General features: G+C 47.3%; 20 protein-coding genes and 1 pseudogene. 6 read left to right on the top strand and 15 right to left on the bottom strand.

What is annotated here, in order from left to right:
- Positions 1-210 precede the first annotated feature (210 nt).
- Both H6F52_RS10495 and H6F52_RS10490 read right to left on the bottom strand, forming a co-directional pair.
- Complete coding sequence (locus H6F52_RS10495; RefSeq protein ID WP_190410951.1) at positions 211-381, bottom strand: hypothetical protein; 171 nt, start codon at positions 379-381, stop codon at positions 211-213.
- A 105-nt stretch (positions 382-486) separates the two neighbouring features.
- Entirely contained in the window at positions 487-705 is a 219-nt protein-coding gene (locus tag H6F52_RS10490; protein ID WP_190534398.1) for a TOBE domain-containing protein, read from the bottom strand.
- A gap of 381 nt (positions 706-1,086) precedes the next feature.
- Here H6F52_RS10490 and ald point away from each other — a divergent pair, with 381 nt between their 5' ends.
- A complete protein-coding gene (gene ald / locus H6F52_RS10485) occupies positions 1,087-2,175 on the top strand; it encodes an alanine dehydrogenase (RefSeq protein ID WP_190534395.1) in 1,089 nt (362 codons plus the stop codon).
- Here the strand turns inward: ald and H6F52_RS26085 are convergent.
- From H6F52_RS26085 to H6F52_RS26405, 3 genes and pseudogenes are all read right to left on the bottom strand, one after another.
- Positions 2,164-2,292, bottom strand: coding sequence for a hypothetical protein (locus H6F52_RS26085; RefSeq protein WP_277881935.1), 129 nt, complete (start codon positions 2,290-2,292; stop codon positions 2,164-2,166). The genes ald and H6F52_RS26085 overlap by 12 nt on opposite strands.
- A complete protein-coding gene (locus tag H6F52_RS10480) occupies positions 2,270-3,706 on the bottom strand; it encodes a cation:proton antiporter (protein ID WP_190410948.1) in 1,437 nt (478 codons plus the stop codon). Before H6F52_RS10480 ends, H6F52_RS26085 begins: the two co-directional genes overlap by 23 nt.
- Before the next feature lie 119 nt (positions 3,707-3,825).
- Positions 3,826-4,552: pseudogene (locus H6F52_RS26405) on the bottom strand (STAS domain-containing protein); the annotation flags it as partial.
- 231 nt (positions 4,553-4,783) lie between these two features.
- Here H6F52_RS26405 and H6F52_RS10470 point away from each other — a divergent pair.
- Entirely contained in the window at positions 4,784-5,515 is a 732-nt protein-coding gene (locus H6F52_RS10470) for a cytochrome b/b6 domain-containing protein (protein WP_242033910.1), read from the top strand.
- A gap of 12 nt (positions 5,516-5,527) precedes the next feature.
- On the opposite strand, the gene H6F52_RS10465 is transcribed toward H6F52_RS10470, so the two are convergent.
- Genes H6F52_RS10465 through H6F52_RS10435 form a run of 7 tightly spaced genes read right to left on the bottom strand, consistent with a single transcriptional unit; the run spans position 5,528 to position 9,457 of the window.
- Positions 5,528-6,187, bottom strand: coding sequence for a Na(+)/H(+) antiporter subunit B (locus tag H6F52_RS10465; RefSeq protein ID WP_190534392.1), 660 nt, complete (start codon positions 6,185-6,187; stop codon positions 5,528-5,530).
- Entirely contained in the window at positions 6,184-6,771 is a 588-nt protein-coding gene (locus tag H6F52_RS10460) for a DUF4040 domain-containing protein (protein WP_190534389.1), read from the bottom strand. The genes H6F52_RS10465 and H6F52_RS10460 overlap by 4 nt, the downstream gene beginning before the upstream one ends.
- Positions 6,768-7,049: a monovalent cation/H(+) antiporter subunit G gene (locus tag H6F52_RS10455; protein ID WP_190534386.1), complete on the bottom strand. Its 282-nt coding sequence runs from the start codon at positions 7,047-7,049 to the stop codon at positions 6,768-6,770. Before H6F52_RS10455 ends, H6F52_RS10460 begins: the two co-directional genes overlap by 4 nt.
- On the bottom strand, positions 7,046-7,297 hold the full coding sequence (locus H6F52_RS10450; protein WP_190534518.1) for a hypothetical protein: 252 nt from the start codon (positions 7,295-7,297) through the stop codon (positions 7,046-7,048). The genes H6F52_RS10455 and H6F52_RS10450 overlap by 4 nt, the downstream gene beginning before the upstream one ends.
- Before the next feature lie 8 nt (positions 7,298-7,305).
- The gene (locus H6F52_RS10445; RefSeq protein ID WP_190534383.1) at positions 7,306-7,695 is read right to left on the bottom strand and encodes a Na+/H+ antiporter subunit E; all 390 of its coding nucleotides are present in this window, start codon (positions 7,693-7,695) and stop codon (positions 7,306-7,308) included.
- Positions 7,692-9,125 carry a cation:proton antiporter gene (locus H6F52_RS10440; RefSeq protein WP_190534380.1) on the bottom strand — a complete coding sequence of 478 codons (1,434 nt, stop codon included), beginning with the start codon at positions 9,123-9,125 and terminating at the stop codon, positions 7,692-7,694. Before H6F52_RS10440 ends, H6F52_RS10445 begins: the two co-directional genes overlap by 4 nt.
- Positions 9,122-9,457 carry an NADH-quinone oxidoreductase subunit K gene (locus H6F52_RS10435; RefSeq protein ID WP_190534377.1) on the bottom strand — a complete coding sequence of 112 codons (336 nt, stop codon included), beginning with the start codon at positions 9,455-9,457 and terminating at the stop codon, positions 9,122-9,124. The genes H6F52_RS10440 and H6F52_RS10435 overlap by 4 nt, the downstream gene beginning before the upstream one ends.
- Positions 9,458-9,768: 311 nt before the next feature.
- Between H6F52_RS10435 and H6F52_RS10430 the strand changes: the two genes are divergently transcribed.
- Entirely contained in the window at positions 9,769-10,878 is a 1,110-nt protein-coding gene (locus H6F52_RS10430) for an AAA family ATPase (RefSeq protein WP_347276208.1), read from the top strand.
- A gap of 94 nt (positions 10,879-10,972) precedes the next feature.
- On the top strand, positions 10,973-11,692 hold the full coding sequence (locus H6F52_RS10425) for a hypothetical protein (RefSeq protein WP_190534372.1): 720 nt from the start codon (positions 10,973-10,975) through the stop codon (positions 11,690-11,692).
- A gap of 133 nt (positions 11,693-11,825) precedes the next feature.
- Here H6F52_RS10425 and H6F52_RS10420 read toward each other — a convergent pair whose 3' ends face one another.
- Positions 11,826-12,134 carry a hypothetical protein gene (locus H6F52_RS10420; protein WP_190534369.1) on the bottom strand — a complete coding sequence of 103 codons (309 nt, stop codon included), beginning with the start codon at positions 12,132-12,134 and terminating at the stop codon, positions 11,826-11,828.
- A gap of 125 nt (positions 12,135-12,259) precedes the next feature.
- Between H6F52_RS10420 and H6F52_RS10415 the strand changes: the two genes are divergently transcribed.
- A complete protein-coding gene (locus tag H6F52_RS10415; RefSeq protein WP_190435148.1) occupies positions 12,260-13,234 on the top strand; it encodes an ABC transporter substrate-binding protein in 975 nt (324 codons plus the stop codon).
- 143 nt (positions 13,235-13,377) lie between these two features.
- Entirely contained in the window at positions 13,378-15,039 is a 1,662-nt protein-coding gene (locus H6F52_RS10410) for an ATP-binding protein (protein ID WP_199300507.1), read from the top strand.
- 335 nt (positions 15,040-15,374) lie between these two features.
- On the opposite strand, the gene H6F52_RS10405 is transcribed toward H6F52_RS10410, so the two are convergent.
- Together H6F52_RS10405 and H6F52_RS10400 are read right to left on the bottom strand one after the other, a co-directional pair.
- Positions 15,375-15,788, bottom strand: a complete 414-nt coding sequence (locus H6F52_RS10405) for a PIN domain-containing protein (protein WP_190534365.1) — start codon at positions 15,786-15,788, stop codon at positions 15,375-15,377.
- Positions 15,785-16,015 (bottom strand): hypothetical protein, encoded by a 231-nt coding sequence (locus H6F52_RS10400; RefSeq protein WP_190534512.1) that lies wholly within the window; start codon positions 16,013-16,015, stop codon positions 15,785-15,787. Before H6F52_RS10400 ends, H6F52_RS10405 begins: the two co-directional genes overlap by 4 nt.
- Between the last annotated feature and the right edge of the window lie 239 nt (positions 16,016-16,254).

Here is a 16,254-nt window from a genome sequence, read left to right as displayed (position 1 = left end):
TCAGGTTATCTCATTCAGGAGTCAGGAGTCAGGCGGCAGAAGTCAGAATCATTTTTGGATTCTAAACTTCATCCTTCATTCCACCCTTCGGCAAGGGCAGAACCCTACATCCTGTATCCTGAGACAAATTCTTGTACTTGTTGTGCTAGACCGAGGAAAGCCTGTACGGGTTGCCGATTCCGAAGGACTAGACAAAAGAAGAGCGCTTTTTTATTGCAAGCCCAGCCAGGATAGCACTCCTTGACCCGTGACATATTCAATGAGCACCATTAGCAAAAAGCCGATCATTGCGGCTCGACCATTCAATCGCTCTGCGTAATCATTGAAGCCTAACTTGGGTTCTTCCAGCTTAGGAGTGGTCGTAGGTTGAAGTTGTGTCATGGCTTTGGCAATCCTTGCCCCTTCAGAGGTTTACAATTCGTTATAGATTGTCTTCTATTGTAGAGGTGCTAAGCCTTGAGTCAAGAGCAAAGCTTGCCAGAGTTGCTAATCAACCTCTTTGATCACCATGACTTCGGTCGCCTTGATCAGGGCACTCACTTCATCGCCAACTGAAATTCGCAGATTTTCTGCCGAACGACGAGTAATCACCGCATCAATTAAGTTATCTCCCACCTGAATTGTCACCTCGGCGAGGATATCACCCAGTTGAATCGCAGTCACTTTACCCCTGAGTTGATTCCGTCCGCTAATTTGCATCGTCATATTGGTGTTTCCAAATCCTTTGGATAAGGTAGCCGTCTTGATTGTTGCAGCATTTTTGTGAAGTAATCCGAAAATTTTTGGGACTCCTAAATAAATAAGTAATGATGGGGATCAGGGGCGAGAGAGAGTTTCAGGAATAAAGAGACTTCAGGAGTAAAGGGAGAGGGGAGCGATCGATACCTCATTCGATACCTCATTCCCGATCGGCTGCCCCTCCCGATCGATGCGCGAATTACCCAAACCAAAAACCGTTTTACTTGAGAAGTTGTCAGTCCAATTTCTCACTCGCTCCTTCAGGGAGGTAACTCCCAATGCAACAAGTCACCAGGTGTGGCACCTATAGTCAATTCAATAGATAGCCGAGCAATTTGAGGTATATAAATGGAAATTGGCGTTCCCAAGGAAACCAAAGATCGTGAATTTCGGGTAGGGTTAAGTCCTAGTAGCGTCCGGGTACTCAGTGAAAACGGTCACGCGATTTTTGTAGAATCCGCGGCTGGTAATGGTGCTGGCTTCTCTGATGAAGATTATATTCTTGCCGGGGCAAAAATTGTCCTAGAAGCGAAGGATGCTTGGAACCGAGAACTGGTGGTTAAGGTGAAAGAACCACTGAAGCCAGAGTACCAGTTTCTCCAGAAAGGGCAGATGCTGTTTACTTATTTGCACTTGGCAGCCGATCGGGGGTTGACCGAGCATCTGATTGATTGTGGCGTCAGCGCGATCGCTTACGAAACGGTAGAACTCCCCGATAGAAAATTGCCCCTGCTCACCCCCATGAGCATTATCGCCGGTCGCCTCTCCGTACAGTTCGGGGCACAGTTTTTAGAGCGCCAGCAAGGAGGTCGGGGGATTCTTCTGGGCGGTATTCCCGGTGTCAGACCGGGTAACGTGGTGATTTTAGGCGGCGGTGTCGTTGGCACCGAAGCAGCTCGAATGGCGGTAGGACTGGGTGCCCGCGTCCAGATTTTGGATGTGAATGTCGAGCGGTTGGCGTATCTGGAAACCCTCTTTGGCTCCAGAGTTGAGCTGCTCTACAGTAACTCCCTGCAAGTAGAAGCGGTCGTTTCGGAAGCCGATTTACTTGTTGGGGCGGTTTTAGTTCCAGGACGTCGCGCCCCTATCTTAGTCCCTCGGAAGTTGGTACAAAAAATGCATCCCGGTTCGGTAATTGTCGATGTGGCAGTCGATCAAGGCGGTTGTGTCGAGACGGTGCGACCAACGACCCACACCAATCCTATCTACATCGAGGAAGGCGTCGTCCACTACGGCGTCCCGAATATGCCGGGAGCCGTTCCCTGGACAGCCACTCAGGGACTGAACAACAGCACTTTACCCTACGTCCTGAAGCTGGCGAACCAGGGGATGAAAGCTCTAGAACTCGACCCGGCTTTAGCAAGGGGTATCAATGTACAGAATCACCGGCTGGTTCATCCTGCCGTCCGCGAAGTGTTTCCCGATTTAGCTGATTAACTGTAACATTACGGGTAAGGAAATAGGCGAGAGGCTAGTAGTGGGGCGATCGCGATCTGTGGCGTTCATGGTACAGCGATCGCCCCCAGCGTCCTCACGGCGTAGGCTGAGATTCACTCACCAAAATTGATTGCTCACTGGCAGGTTCGCCCTTGCTTGGGGGTTCGACTGGCTCACCAAAGGCGATCCGCAGAAACGGTGGAGCCAGAAATGTGGTCAGAATCACCATGATAATAATGGATACCTCTAACGGCTTATCCAGAACCCCACTCGCAGAACCGATTCCGGCAAACACTAGCCCGACTTCACCCCGTGGAATCATGCCAACTCCGATCGCGAGTCGATTAATTCCGGGCTGACCAAACACCGCCCAACCCGTCACTACCTTGCCGAGAATGGCAACTACCATCAAAAATGCGGCAATCAAAATTCCGGCACGATTCTCAGGCACCGTCGGATTCAACACGCCTAGATCGGCTCGCGCTCCCACCGTCACAAAGAAGATGGGTACCAGTAGATCGGCGATCGGTTTTACTAGTTCATCTAACTCATTACGGGCATCAGTTTCATCCAGAACCAAGCCAGCGGCAAAAGCACCCAAAATCGCTTCTAGATGAATCGCGCTGCCCAGAAATGCCATGAAAAAGGCAAAGATAAATGCTGGCATAACCACATTGCCACGGGTTTTGAATTTCTCCACAATCACATTGAAGGTTTGGTTGAAGATGCCACCCAACAAAATGGAACCGAGCAGAAACGCTGTTGCACTCACAATCAGGTAGATGACATTAGCAACATCAATCTCACCCGTTTTGGCTAAACTGGCGACAACAGCCAAGACAATGATTCCCAGGACATCATCAATCACCGCCGCACCAACAATGATTTGACCTTCTTTGGATTTAAGCTGTCCTAACTCAGACAACACTTTGGACGTAATTCCGATGCTGGTTGCCGTCAAAGCAGCGCCTGCAAAAATTGCTGGAATTGCAGGTGTGTGAAAGAACATCATCAAGCCAGCGGTACCAGCGGCAAACGGAACTGCCACCCCCACGCAGGCGACTATCGCAGCTTGAGAACCCACTTCTTTGAGTTGTTTGAGATCCGATTCCAGACCAATTTCAAATAGCAGAATAATCACGCCCAATTCAGCCAGCACTGAAATGACTTCACTCTGGGACTCATATACGCTCGTGAGGGCTGCGGGAGACAGATGATTAATCCATTGCAGCACGGTCATCACCGCTGAATCTGAGGCTGACAGTCCACTTTCGGGAAAGACGATCAGGTGTAAAGCAGATACCCCGACAATCACCCCTGCCACCAGTTCACCCAGAACGGGTGGAAAATCAAATTGTTTAGCGAGTTCCGCGCCGAGTTTACTGGCGATATAAATCACGACTAAACTCAGCAGAACTCCAGCCAGAACAATCGGTGAATTTTCTGCCTCTACCGTTGCTAACAAGGGCATGGGAGCAATCAGAGATGCCATCCCAGAACTTAAAGCTGTCATTGTATGGTTCAAAAACATGGGTTAGGTTTTGGTGGTAAAAATGAATCAAACCTTATTTGAATGAGAGGCAATTGATTGCCAGCTAGTTTTCTGACGCATTAGATCGCCTCGATTCATCAAACCTCCAAACAGGTGAATTAGGCAACTATCTCTTTGCGGTAAACCAGATCAACCGCTTGACGCAGGGCTTCAGTGCGATCGCTTAAGATATGCTCTGGAGTCACCAGATCGAACAGTCCTAACTTTTGCAAGCGATTCTGAATTTTCTCGCTGGCACCGACGATATAGACCTGTAACCCCTTATCGTGGGCGTCGCGAATCGCATTTTCGATTGCTAGCGACGCCGTTACCCCCAGCATGGGCACATCGCTGAGATCCATCACTAACGCATCGGCTTCCTTCATGGGGTTGTGTTCCCGTGCGATCGCCTTCGACAAGCCAATAAATGATCGGGCCACTCAGGTAAAACAGCAAGACACGTCCGTTGCCCTTATCCAGCAGTTGTTTCTGATCAGCGCTTAACCGCACGTCATCATCTGTATCGGTAATCAGCTTGACTTCCTTGGATTGCAAATTGCTCAACCGTTCGATGGTGAGGATATTGGCAATAAACACACCCACACTCACCGCCACGATCAGATCCACAAACACTGTCAAGAACAACACCCCGTACATGATCGGGGAACCCTTGAGGGATAGCTGGTGCGATCGCTTCAGGGAAACTCCAGTCGAGAATATCAATCCCGACCCTAAGGGCAATCCCCGTTAACACTGCCATCGAAATCGGTTCGGTAAGTCTGGCAGCCCCAAAACTACAACCAGCAGCACCAACCCCCGTGTTAAACCTGATAACGCTGAGGTGGCAACGAAAGGATTTTAGGTCAACCTACTTCAAAGGCGATCGCTCCTCAAATCATTGAGTAAATCACCCATAACCTCAAAGGATTTTTCATTAGGGGAGCATCATGACTAGGGAGAATAGGCGATCTCCTATTCTCAAACTCTGCCAAGCATCCGTCAACCACTATCTAAATTGATAGGTTATGGCTTTTTTGGATAGGCGATCGCAGAGTGAGACAATTGAATGAGTGGAAGATGAGTGGAAAATTTCAGTTCATGCCTGCAAAACCCTCTGAGCCATATCAACCTTTTCTTCTCCGTATTCTGCATGGCTTTACTGGTCTTTTCGTAATTGCTGCGATTTTGACCGCTTTCTGGACATACGATGTCTACGATGGGCGATGGGGAAGAATTCCCTTGCCAGAGTTAAAGGAAATAGAAGGAATTCATGGCACGTTTGGGCTATATGCCTTACTTGTATTTCCTCTATTTGCTCTATATGCTTTCCATCGTGGACACAAAAGACTTATCCAGCAGGATTTTGTGGCAAAACTTGGACAGTTGGGTAAACCTATAGGGTGGTATACGCTGCATCGAGTTATTAACACCCTTGCTATCTTGGCACTGACTTTTGCCGTTTTCTCCGGCAAGATGATGGATGAAAATTGGTTGCCAAGGGGAGAGCTTAATCATAGTTGGTATTATGCTCACCTCATTTCATGGGTGGTGATGGTTGTCTGCATCGCCTTGCATCTCTTAATGAGTGCCAAGGTAGGAGGAGTTCCCCTTCTCTTGTCAATGTTAAGTTACCAGTTCCGCCCTAAAGATAGTCCCACTTTGTGGCGAGAAAATATTCTTCAATGGTGGTCTGGTTTGCAACCGACTTTTGCTAAAGAGTGGTTGAAACTGTCCTTTCCTCTCAAAGTTTTAGAGATTTTCGTGTTGATGAGCCTAACTGCTGCTTGGATTGTTCCACTCTTTAAGTAGCTGCATAATCTCTTACAACAATCCCCGATAATGAATAAAAACCAAAACAGCCGCCCAAGAACCCAACGCGACTTTTACTGCAACTAGGATGTTGAGCAGGGGGATAACCCCGCCGCTGAAAAGTGCGCCCAACTCTCCGTGCGGTAATTCAAATCCGGCTAGAGTGATAACCGACAGGACAATGAAAATAAGAACCGAAACCTTCTCCCAGGTAGCGGCGTGCCAGCGCTTGTAGATTCCCTGCATCCACTCGGTTGATGAGGTAATCGCAACAAGACCGATCGCCGTTCCGCCCGCAACGCCGGCTGCAAAACCACCCCCCGGACTCAAATGCCCCCGAATCGCCAGTTCGATACCCACCAACGCGGCAATGGTTGCTCCCAGACGCGCCATAACAATCGATGGTTGATCGGTGAACTGATAGATTGTGCAGAACGGTCTTTCATCAGCCAGCAGAAACTTTGCACCCATTACCGCGATCGTAAATACCACCACCTCAAAGATCGTGTCATAGAGCCGGTTCCTGAGAATCACAGCCGTAACTGCATTAGGTACTCCACTCTCTTGTACAAGCGTTTGGACAATCGAGAGCGATAAGTCCGGTGCCGGATTGGGCATGACCAGGAATTTGACGAACAGCGCTATCCCCGCAGCAATGTAGACCCATTTCATAGATGTTTCTCCCCTGAATCCGGTGCATTTACATAGGTTAGGCTTGTCGCCGGTGACGAAAGTTCGGTTCGCATGATGTCATAGAGGCGTTGAACCCTAGTTGTGGTGTGATAGGGTTGCTGTTCGTCCTCACTCGCTACGAGGTCTTGACTATCGTAGTCTCGTATAGCACAGGTTGCATGGACTTCTTTGTCCATCAGCGCTCGGTGCAAGGCTTGCATATTCGTGTACGGGACTACCTCAAGACGCATATAATGTTTGCCAAAAATTGAACGCATGTCATCCATTAGTTGCCCTAAATGGGACTCGTCATCTGTCTTGATTGCCCCATCTTCGAGTACACCAAGACGCATCACCAGCGATGAACGCACCGCGATCGCATAAAGCGTAATCGCCAGTAGAGTACCCATCAAAGCTTGCGTCAAAGCAACATCCGCCGCCCCCAAAACCGCAAATACCAATGTTGCTACCGCTCCCTGTATTCCCTGGATTACCAGGGCATGGTATGGATTGGTCTGAAGTAGCAGCATGAGCGCGGACAACGGCATCAGGGCGGTTATGACATAGATATAGCTATCATTCATGATTGATTCCCTCCACTGCTGGAACAGTAGGCCAACACATACCCCAGCACTGTATTCCAGATTGCTAAGGTGATAATGCCAAGGATGAGCAACGGCCATTCGCTAGGTACTTTCGGAAGCAGCAGTCCGACCATGATGAGCATCGAGCCGAGCGAATCTGCAACCGAAAGAGTATGCAGCTTGAATAATACCGAGCGATCGCCGATTAGGGGAAAGGTTCCCCAAAACCAGAAGAAAATTCCTATACCGATGCAGGTATAACTAAGCGCGTTAATCATATTTCATTCAGGCGTTTAAGGACTTGTGCCAACAACATTAATCCGGCATTACCCACACTCAGGATGATGACTCCTACAACACCGAGCATCCAATCATCCCGTAAGACCGATACAACCAGGAGTATGATTGATGCTTTGGTAGCGACACTGGCAAATGCCAACATTTTTTGCCAAATATCATCATCCTGCCAAGCCTCGTACATGGGTATGAGCAGAGCCAGAATCATTGCAACCAGTGCCCAGTTCAGTGCCAAGTTCATGCTTTTCTCCTCCTTCGTACCCAGTGGACTTCGTACCAGCCATTTTCGTGGTACTTCAAGACAATGGTCTTGGGCGTAAACGTGATTAGAAATATATCCAGGAAGATGAGTCCGGGTGTCCGTTGTGGTTTGACTCGTTCCATCGTCACATCTTCGTGATTATGGGGACGGACAATCATTTCAAAGGCTTCCATATATGCCTGCGGAATCGCCACGAGGGTTTCCCACAGCGCCCGCAGCCAATCATTTAATGCTTCCGGGGTTTTGGGGCGTCCCGGTAATAGGAGTGCGATGCTGACACCGATGATGATATTTGCCACACTCAGATTGGCGGTGAGCAAAAACCAGATGGTCAGTCGCAATATCAGATTCAAATGTCCAATCATGCCATCACCATCCAGAAGAGCAGGATTAACATTAGACTCATTCCACCGATCAGATGCTCAAATTGCTCCACAACACGGGGCAGCTTGAGTAGGGATCGTTTAAAAATCAAAAGATACGCTAACCAGCCAAGGCCGATGGTTGCCAGTGGTTTCACGATATTGGCAAGGCTATACGCCTCGTAATACACAATGTTTGCCGCAAACAGGCCACCGAGCAGCAGGATGACTGCCGGCCAGAAACCGGGCTTTACTACGTCCTCGCCGGCAGCTTTATGCGGCAAGAATATGAATTTGGCAAACGAGATGGCTGTTCCCAAAGCCGCAACGTTCATGGCGATCGCTTGCCAAGGCAGTAAATTTTTCGTCGTCAACACCTTCGCCCCAAAGCCAGACAATAAGGGAAAGCCTGAGATTGAGAAGCTGGCGATGACCAGAGCAATCCAGACGGTTGTATTGATGGGCTTGTGTTGCAACTCCTTGAAGTTGCGGCTCGGTAAAGCACCTGCAATCAGGAAGAGTGCCGATTTGACCAGTCCGTGAGTCAGTGCATAAAAGCCGCCTACGATTGGGGCAGCGAGGATAAAGCCTAACTGCGAAATCGTATGAAACGCCAGCATCCGCTTGGTATCTTTTTCAAAGACGGCATAGCCTACTCCCAGCAACGCTGTCCCAACTCCGAAGATCCGAATGAGTGGATCGACCTCCTCCACCATCAGCGCACAACGCACTAGCGGATAAACACCGGCTTTTACCACAACTCCCGACAGCATTGCCGATACCGGCGTTTCCGATTCCGAGTGGGTCAACGGTAACCACAATCCTGATACAAAGATTCCCCCCTTAACCAAGAGTCCCAGAAAGATCAGGGCCAGCGCCTCCGGTGGTGCCCCGCGCAAACTTGCAAAACTAAACGAATGATTGGTCTGATAGGCTAGCGCCGCGCCCACCAGATAAAACAGCATTGCCGTGTTGCTGATAAACAGATAGCGCAAGGCAACCCAAATCGAGCGATCAGTGCGGGGATAGGCAATCAAGAGAAACGCAGCAATCCCGCTGACCTCTAGCGCCACGTATAAACTGATAAAGTCCGCACAGGCGAATGCGGCATTGATGCTGCCATGCAAAATGATGGCTTGTGCATAGAAAAAAGCTGTTTTATCGCTGTGCCAACAGTAGAGGATGACTGCGGCTGTTACTAGCGCATTGGTCAATATAAAGTAGCCGCTTAACTGATCGACAATTAATGTGACGCCGAAATGATCTAGTAACTCTAGTGTCAGGGGTGACTGTTCGGCAAATAGCTGCAAGGCATATCCAGCCGAAACAAATGCCGTGCACAGTGCGAGGTATCGGTCAACTTTGGGGAGCAGATAAATGGTGAACCCCAAAAAAAACGGGAGTGCAATCCATGCGATGGTAATGGTAGTCATGGCGTATTGCTCTTCTCAATCTCGTTGCTTTCCAGGGTGGGATTATCCCGTGCCAGTTTCATGACACCGACCAGCATTAAGCACTGAATCGAAAAGCCAATCACAATCCCCGTCAATATGACTGCCTGGGGAACCGGATCGGCGTAAGCCCCATTTGCCGCGTCTGAAATAATGGGCGTGAATAAACCATCTCGCGATGCAATCAGCACGTAATAGGCAATAACCCCCGTACTCATGACATCCATAGAGATGATCTTCATAACCAGGTTCTTTTTAAGGATGATGCCGAGAAATCCGCAGAATATTGTTGCGAAGACGAATGCTTCTAACACGGGAATTGCCTATGAGTAATGTCTGTAAAATGGTGCTAGAGAATATATAGCACTTTTTAATAGTGCTGAGGAACCTTAACACTATTGAAAAGTGTCGAGGTAAACGATAGACTCATGCCACACCAACTTGTTGGTTTGAGCTTGAGATCGCGTAGGATAAAACACGCAATAGCCGGATGAGAGAACCGATTCGTAGCAAATCAATGCCTAACCTCCGCCCTGACTCGCCCACCGATACAGTTGGTGGCTTGCCAACTAATGAAGGCTTGCCGCAGGAAGGTTTCTACACTTGGGATCGGAACGGTAAATCCCTGAATCTTGTGAATTTGTCAGCGCCGTTTGAATTGGTTGGGCGACAGGCTCAATTTCAACGTATTACACAGGTTCTAGCCCGTGATGGTGATTTGTTAATTGTTGGCGTGCCAGGAAGTGGACGGCGAACCCTAGTGCGCCGCGCAGCGCAGGAGGTTGGTGCAGCCATTGTGGAGGTTGACTGTATCCGAGTTACGGATGGTCAGCGATTTGTACAGCTACTGTGTGAGAGCATAGACCAGACATTTCAGAGTGCAGCCACTCAAGCTCTGATGCAAGAATGGATTGCCAATGAAGCAATGGAACTCTTTGTTCTAAACAGTGAAGCAAGTAGTCGGCAGCGGTTGAAACCGATGCGAACAGAAAGTCCAGAGACGCTTTGGCAAGCGTTTGAGGCATTGCTTCATCTCCTGCAACAGCTAGCCGAATTGTTGGGCGGGCGGGTAGTGCTAATTTTGCAGAGCTTTCCCCACATTCGCTCATGGGATCGCAATCGGGTGTGGGAAACATTTTTGAGGAAAGAAATCGAGCGTCAGACTCAGGTGAGTTATGTACTGGTGGCAACGATCGCAGAAACCAGTCTTCATCCTGATGAACCAGGCAATAGCTTGGAAACCGTGCAGTTGGCTCCCTTATCGAACGATGTTGTCGCTGCGTGGGTTCAGGCGGTTTTGCATGGCGAAGGGCTGACCTTCGATCCGCGATCGCAAGCGCTGGAACTCTTTGTCAATGCGGTGCAGGGACACTTAGGCGATGCTTCGGCACTGGTGCGACGCCTCAAGTCGGTACGAGTTTCTGACGGGCTAATTCGCGATTGGCACGTCCAGCAGGCAATTCAAGAACTACTAGCCGACCTATCGATGGTCTTCGAGTCATTACTGATGCTGCTTCCAGCTAACCAGACGCATCTGTTGGAGTCTCTGGCGTTAGACCCCACTGACAAGCCGCAAAGTCGAGATTACATTCACAAGCATTGCCTGTCCAGAGGGGGCAGTCTCCAAGGCGCGATCGCGGGATTGCAGCACAAAGGCTTGATTTACGGCTCCGAACAAGGCTATCGACTGGCTCTGCCTCTGTTTGCTTTGTGGCTTCGCCAGCGCCTCAGTTGATACCAAGCTGTTCAGGAGCGATCGCACTTTGGTTCTGTGTTATGTCTGCTGCTGTCTTGGTACACTCTAAATAGCCTCTATCCTGTAGAACATTATGAAAAAAGAGGATGCTCTTCACAAATTACAGCGCCAGCGAGACTTAATTGACGACTTAAAGCTGAAGCCAAGATTTAGTCAAGACTTTAAGAAGTGGCATCGAGATACTGAAATAGCAATTGAGAAAATATTTGGTTCAGATAAAAGACAAATAGCAGACTTCAAAAAGATACATTATATTATGCCAGCCCTAGCTCTTTATGCTAGCAAACAAGATTTAGAGCAAGAATTTATTTCAGGATTAGATGATGCTAAAACTGTCTTAGAATCGCTCATACAAGAAATTGATGAATACAGTCTTGAAGAAAAGAGTTCAATAATTGATAAAGATTACGTTGATCCAGAACGAATTGCTGAACTAAAAAATATAAATAATCCCAGCTTTGACTTAGTGAAGCTAATCAGAACCTGTGAAGAATTAAATATCTGTTTTAGAAATAGATGTTTTCTATCTGCGATCATGCTGTTACGTTCATTAATTGACCACGTACCTCCAGTATTTGGTGTTAATGGATTTGCAGAAGTTGCTAATAACTATAATGGAACAAAGTCATTTAAGCAATCTATGCAGAATCTCTCAAATTCTTCGAGAAAAATAGCAGACGCTCATCTTCATACTCAAATAAGAAATAAAGAATCCCTGCCCAACCAATCCCAAGTTGATTTTTCCAATGATCTAGATGTTTTACTTGGGGAGATTGTCCGCATTCTACGATGATTTAGCCTGAGCGAGAAGAAAACTACTAATCGCATAACAGCTCACGCTTAGTGAGGAGCAAGCTTTAAGCAGTGCAGTGCAATGACGGATACGCTGGGCAAAATCAAAGAATTGGTTAACTATGCTCGTTCCCTCAAAGGCTATGAAAAGGGTGAAGCACAGGTGTTTTGTGTCCGTCTTTTCCAAGCTTTGGCTGGAATCTTAACAGTGGGATTTGCCTAAATGCGATCGCATCTCCCATCATCAGCAACAATAAGAGCGATCGCATTTTGTCTAACACTCTTTGAAGGGAAGCGATCGCTGTTTCGGGTTGGTGGATACAATAACAGCGATCGCTTACAAGCATTACCTGTCCAGAGGGGGCAGTCTGCAAGGAGCGATCGCCCGATTGCAGCACCAAGGCTTGATTTACGGCTCCGAGCAGGGTTATCTTGTTCATCATGCTTCTGGTTCGACCACAAGGATTACTGGGGTGATCGCTCCTCAGAAAAGTCTAGTCCTGAAAAGTATTCGATAATACTCAGGTAAAAAGAGCTTTCTATTAGGACTGCACTCAGAGGAATAAAGATGAGAGGTTTCACTTTGCCTGTGAAGTTGTTAATTGTGGCGATCGCCCTCTCAAGCTTCATTCTAATCAGTTGTGTCCCAGCACCCCTGAAACCCTTACGGATTGGTACCAATGTTTGGCCTGGGTATGAACCTCTATTTCTGGCTCGCGAACTGGGATACTACGGTAAAACCCCGATTCAATTAGTGGAGTATCCCAACTTCGACCCAAACAGAGCTTACCGGAACGGTGAAGTAGAAATGAGCGCCACACCGATGACTGGGTTTTTGCCATTAGCGCCGACTCATCCAGATGTCCGTGCTTGGCTAATTATGGATATCTCTAATGGTGCAGACGCGATTGTAGCTAAACCAGCGATCGCGAATCTGCAAAGTTTAAAAGGGCGCAGGGTTGGCTTTGACAGGTCAATGCTGGCACCATTTGTCCTGAGCCGTGGCTTAGAACAAGTCGGTCTGTCACTCAAAGATGTCAAGATTGTCCCTGTGGAGCTATCGGAGCAGGAGGAGGCGTTCAAACAAGGTCGCGTTGATGCCATTGTCACCTTTGAGCCATACCGCTCCAATATACTCAACGCCGGAGCCAAGTTACTCTTTGACAGCAGCCAGATTCCTGGTGAAGTAGTCGATGTGCTAATTGGCAGTGAGTCGTTGTTGACGACGCATGCTACTCAATTGCAGGTGTTAATCCAGGGTTGGTTCCGCGCTCTCGATTATATTGAGAAAAATCCCGAAGATGCCGCTCGTCGAATGGCACGGCGACAAGGAATCACACCCGAACAATTCTTATCATCCCTCAAGGGGCTTCAGCTCGTCACCCTTGAGGAAAACCAGAAACTCTTGGGAAAAACCAATTCTGTGTTGCTCAAGGGAACCCAACGGTTATCCCAATTCTTGGTTGAAAATAACATACTGAAACAAGACGTAGACCTTAACCCTCTGCTCGATGACAGACTGGTTAGAGATGTCAAGCCCTAAAGCGTAGACCGATTGCAACACTCAACATACCTTTATGAAAAAACCACAGATGCCTACAGTTAATATCAGATTCATCTGTGTTTATCTGGGTTAATCTGTGGTTCATGCCTCCAGGCAAAACTATTTTTGCAAAAAGTCTACCTATGCATCGCTTCCCCTTTCCTCTGCGGTTTTCGATTCCAGGGATTCTGTTAGTGTTCGGCAGTGTGTTAGGTTTGGTTTCGTTTCAACGGGAAGTCTCTCAGTCCTTCTCCCGTACCGAAACGATTATCAGACAGCAGGCTGAATTTTCTGCAAGTCAAACAGCAACGTTACTAGAGTACTTGTACAGAACGGCTCAAGGTAAGGGTGCCCATTTAGCGATCGCTCAGATTGCTCCCGCTCCTAATCTGCGGTTAGCTTTGCTTTGTGATGAAAATGAGCGAGTACTCTTGTCAACTCGTTTTGACTTGCAAAATCGCTTAATCAGCAACACTCTAGCAGCCTCCAGCTTATCAGCGATCAAAGAAGTCCAGCAAACTCAGTCAAAGCAGGTAATTTTCTCGGACGATAGACAAACCCTCAGGGCAATTTATCCAGTGCTTTTGGGAGCTTCGCCTGGAGAAATCCTACCGTCGAGGGTAGCTGTGTTGTTGTTGGAGTATGACCTTTCGTCGCTAAAAGCTCAGGCATACAACGATGCTTTAGAGCGATCGCTAACCTACAGTGTTGCTCTTGCCGTGCTTTGTAGCATTCTCTGGTTCTTCTTTTACAAAACCTTGAACTTGCGAGTAGGCAAACTGGTTGCAGCTAGTAACAGCTTAGCGCAAGGAAATTTAGAAGTCCGTGCTAATTTAAAAGGCTCTGATGAACTGAGTCAGATTTCAATCGCTTTCGATCGAATGGCTGAAGAAGTTCAGAAGAATACAGAAACACTGCGCCAAAATGAAGAACTAAAACAAGCTTTAGACAAGCTAAAACAAACCCAAGCACAACTGATTCACGCCGAGAAAATGTCTAGCTTAGGTCAACTGGTTGCGGGAGTTGCTCATGAAATCAACAATCCTGTTAATTTCATTCACGGCAATCTTCTTTATGTCAATGACTACACCCAAGACTTACTCAGCCTGGTTCATCTCTATCAGCAACACTATCCGAATCCCGTTTGTGAAATTGTCGAACAGACTGAAGAGATGGAGTGGGAATTTCTGGCTGATGATTTACCCAAGATGCTCGCTTCTATGAAAGTTGGCAGCGAACGCATCCGTCAGATTGTCCTTAGTTTGCGGAACTTTGCCCGTCACGACGAGTCAGAACTTAAAAAAGTTGATATTCACGAAGGTATTGATAGCACTTTATTAATTTTAAAACATCGATTGAATGGGGAGAGAGATTCTCCCAGTATTGAAATTATTAAAGCTTATGGAAACTTACCCAAGATTGAGTGTTATGCTGGGCAGTTGAATCAAGCGTTTATGAATATTATAAATAATAGTATTGATGCTTTATCAGAAGCAACAGGTAATGAAAAAAAACAGATTTTTATTCGCACTTCCATTAATGAATCAGATTGGGTAGTGGTAGCGATCGCCGATAATGGATCAGGGATGAACCAAGAAATACAACAGCGGATATTTGACCCGTTTTTTACCACGAAACCAGTAGGAAAAGGCACGGGATTAGGATTATCTATTAGCTATCAGCTTGTGGTAGAAAAACATAACGGTCAATTAAAATGTATTTCTGCTCCCGGAGAAGGAGCGCAGTTTATCATTGAAATTCCCGTGCGACAAAAAAGCAGAGAAGCTGGGAAAATGGGGGAATGAGGAAATAGTAAATGTCAGATTTTATTAATAACTATGGTTTCTTAATCGTTTCGATGATTTAGGAAATAACCAGCAAAGCGTTATCGCGAGGTAAGGAAGCCTACACCGTAATCTTCGATTCGGTGTAGGAGGATGTCACGTAGTTGAAGCACGGGCACTGTGGATTGAAAGCAACTGGCATCTTCCTACCTGAGAATTAACTGTTGGCAGATAGCGATTCCCTGCGGGATAGCTAACACTTCACGCATCTCCTCTCTTGAGCAACGATAAGAGCGATCGCACTTTGTCTAACACTCTTTGAAGGGAAGCGATCGCATTAGTGTTAAAGTACAGAACTATTTCAACTGTTCCAATAGTTGACTAACAGATAACACGGGTACGGTTGCATTAGAAAAATCCTGTGTATCACGGGTAACAATTGCATCTAAACTTTGAGCGATCGCACAAGCAACCTGTACAGCATCTTCAAAATCTCTTAGACCAGATGTTAAAGCTACCTCTAAGACAGCACGCTCGACGGGGCAAATTTCCATAACTGCCAGTGTAATAGAGATTACCTGCCTTGCCCGTTCAACGCTCTGAGTTTGTCTTCTAGCAATGTAGAAGATGTCAGTTAGTGTTGTTGCAGTACCATAACCAACAACCTGCTCAGAACCGATCGCCTGAAACAATGCTTCTGCATCTTGCAAAAACGGCTCTCGTTCCAGTAAATAATCTAAAACAACATTAGTATCGATCGGGACTCTCACTGGAGATACTTCTCCACCCGACGTTCTTCCAAGATTGCCTGAATTTGAGCATCAGTTGGTGGTGACTGATCGGTCTTCAGCAATCCTCGCATCTGGTTAATCAGGGTTTTTCGGTTTGGTTGTGGGTTGAGAGTGTCTTGCAGAGATTGAATAATAGCATTGACCAGTGCAAGGCGATCGCTCACAGATAACTTGAAAGCTTGCTCTTTGAGTTCTTGTAACGACATGGGAACGACTCCAGCTTTCCACAGATGCCAGTAATTATAGTGTGAGCGATTCTCTACGGGATAGCTCACGCTTCACGCACCTCTCCTCATCCGCAACGAAAAGAGCGATCGCACTTTGTCTAACACTAGACCTCTTGCAAAAGTCGTCGCTGGGGTAATATGAGGTCTGAAATTATGCGCTCGCTCACCTGTCTTCTACGCTCACCCCGGGTAATTCATAAGTAAAACTAATGAAATAC

Origin of the sequence: Coleofasciculus sp. FACHB-542, from assembly GCF_014695825.1 — a bacterium.
GTDB lineage: Bacteria > Cyanobacteriota > Cyanobacteriia > Cyanobacteriales > FACHB-T130 > FACHB-T130.
Note: the sequence above shows the minus strand (reverse complement) of the source record. Positions and strands in the feature narration are given on the sequence as shown.

Bases quoted from the DNA above. Each gene is read 5' to 3' on its own strand.
- H6F52_RS10495 (WP_190410951.1), bottom strand. From the start codon at position 381: ATGACACAACTTCAACCTACGACCACTCCTAAGCTGGAAGAACCCAAG.
- H6F52_RS10480 (WP_190410948.1), bottom strand. From the start codon at position 3,706: ATGTTTTTGAACCATACAATGACAGCTTTAAGTTCTGGGATGGCATCT.
- H6F52_RS10465 (WP_190534392.1), bottom strand. From the start codon at position 6,187: ATGAAATGGGTCTACATTGCTGCGGGGATAGCGCTGTTCGTCAAATTC.
- H6F52_RS10420 (WP_190534369.1), bottom strand. From the start codon at position 12,134: ATGATGAACAAGATAACCCTGCTCGGAGCCGTAAATCAAGCCTTGGTG.
- H6F52_RS10455 (WP_190534386.1), bottom strand. From the start codon at position 7,049: ATGATTAACGCGCTTAGTTATACCTGCATCGGTATAGGAATTTTCTTC.
- ald (WP_190534395.1), top strand. From the start codon at position 1,087: ATGGAAATTGGCGTTCCCAAGGAAACCAAAGATCGTGAATTTCGGGTA.
- H6F52_RS10400 (WP_190534512.1), bottom strand. From the start codon at position 16,015: ATGTCGTTACAAGAACTCAAAGAGCAAGCTTTCAAGTTATCTGTGAGC.
- H6F52_RS10460 (WP_190534389.1), bottom strand. From the start codon at position 6,771: ATGAATGATAGCTATATCTATGTCATAACCGCCCTGATGCCGTTGTCC.
- H6F52_RS10445 (WP_190534383.1), bottom strand. From the start codon at position 7,695: ATGATTGGACATTTGAATCTGATATTGCGACTGACCATCTGGTTTTTG.
- H6F52_RS10440 (WP_190534380.1), bottom strand. From the start codon at position 9,125: ATGACTACCATTACCATCGCATGGATTGCACTCCCGTTTTTTTTGGGG.
- H6F52_RS10425 (WP_190534372.1), top strand. From the start codon at position 10,973: ATGAAAAAAGAGGATGCTCTTCACAAATTACAGCGCCAGCGAGACTTA.
- H6F52_RS10490 (WP_190534398.1), bottom strand. From the start codon at position 705: ATGACGATGCAAATTAGCGGACGGAATCAACTCAGGGGTAAAGTGACT.
- H6F52_RS10470 (WP_242033910.1), top strand. From the start codon at position 4,784: ATGAGTGGAAAATTTCAGTTCATGCCTGCAAAACCCTCTGAGCCATAT.
- H6F52_RS10410 (WP_199300507.1), top strand. From the start codon at position 13,378: ATGCATCGCTTCCCCTTTCCTCTGCGGTTTTCGATTCCAGGGATTCTG.
- H6F52_RS10415 (WP_190435148.1), top strand. From the start codon at position 12,260: ATGAGAGGTTTCACTTTGCCTGTGAAGTTGTTAATTGTGGCGATCGCC.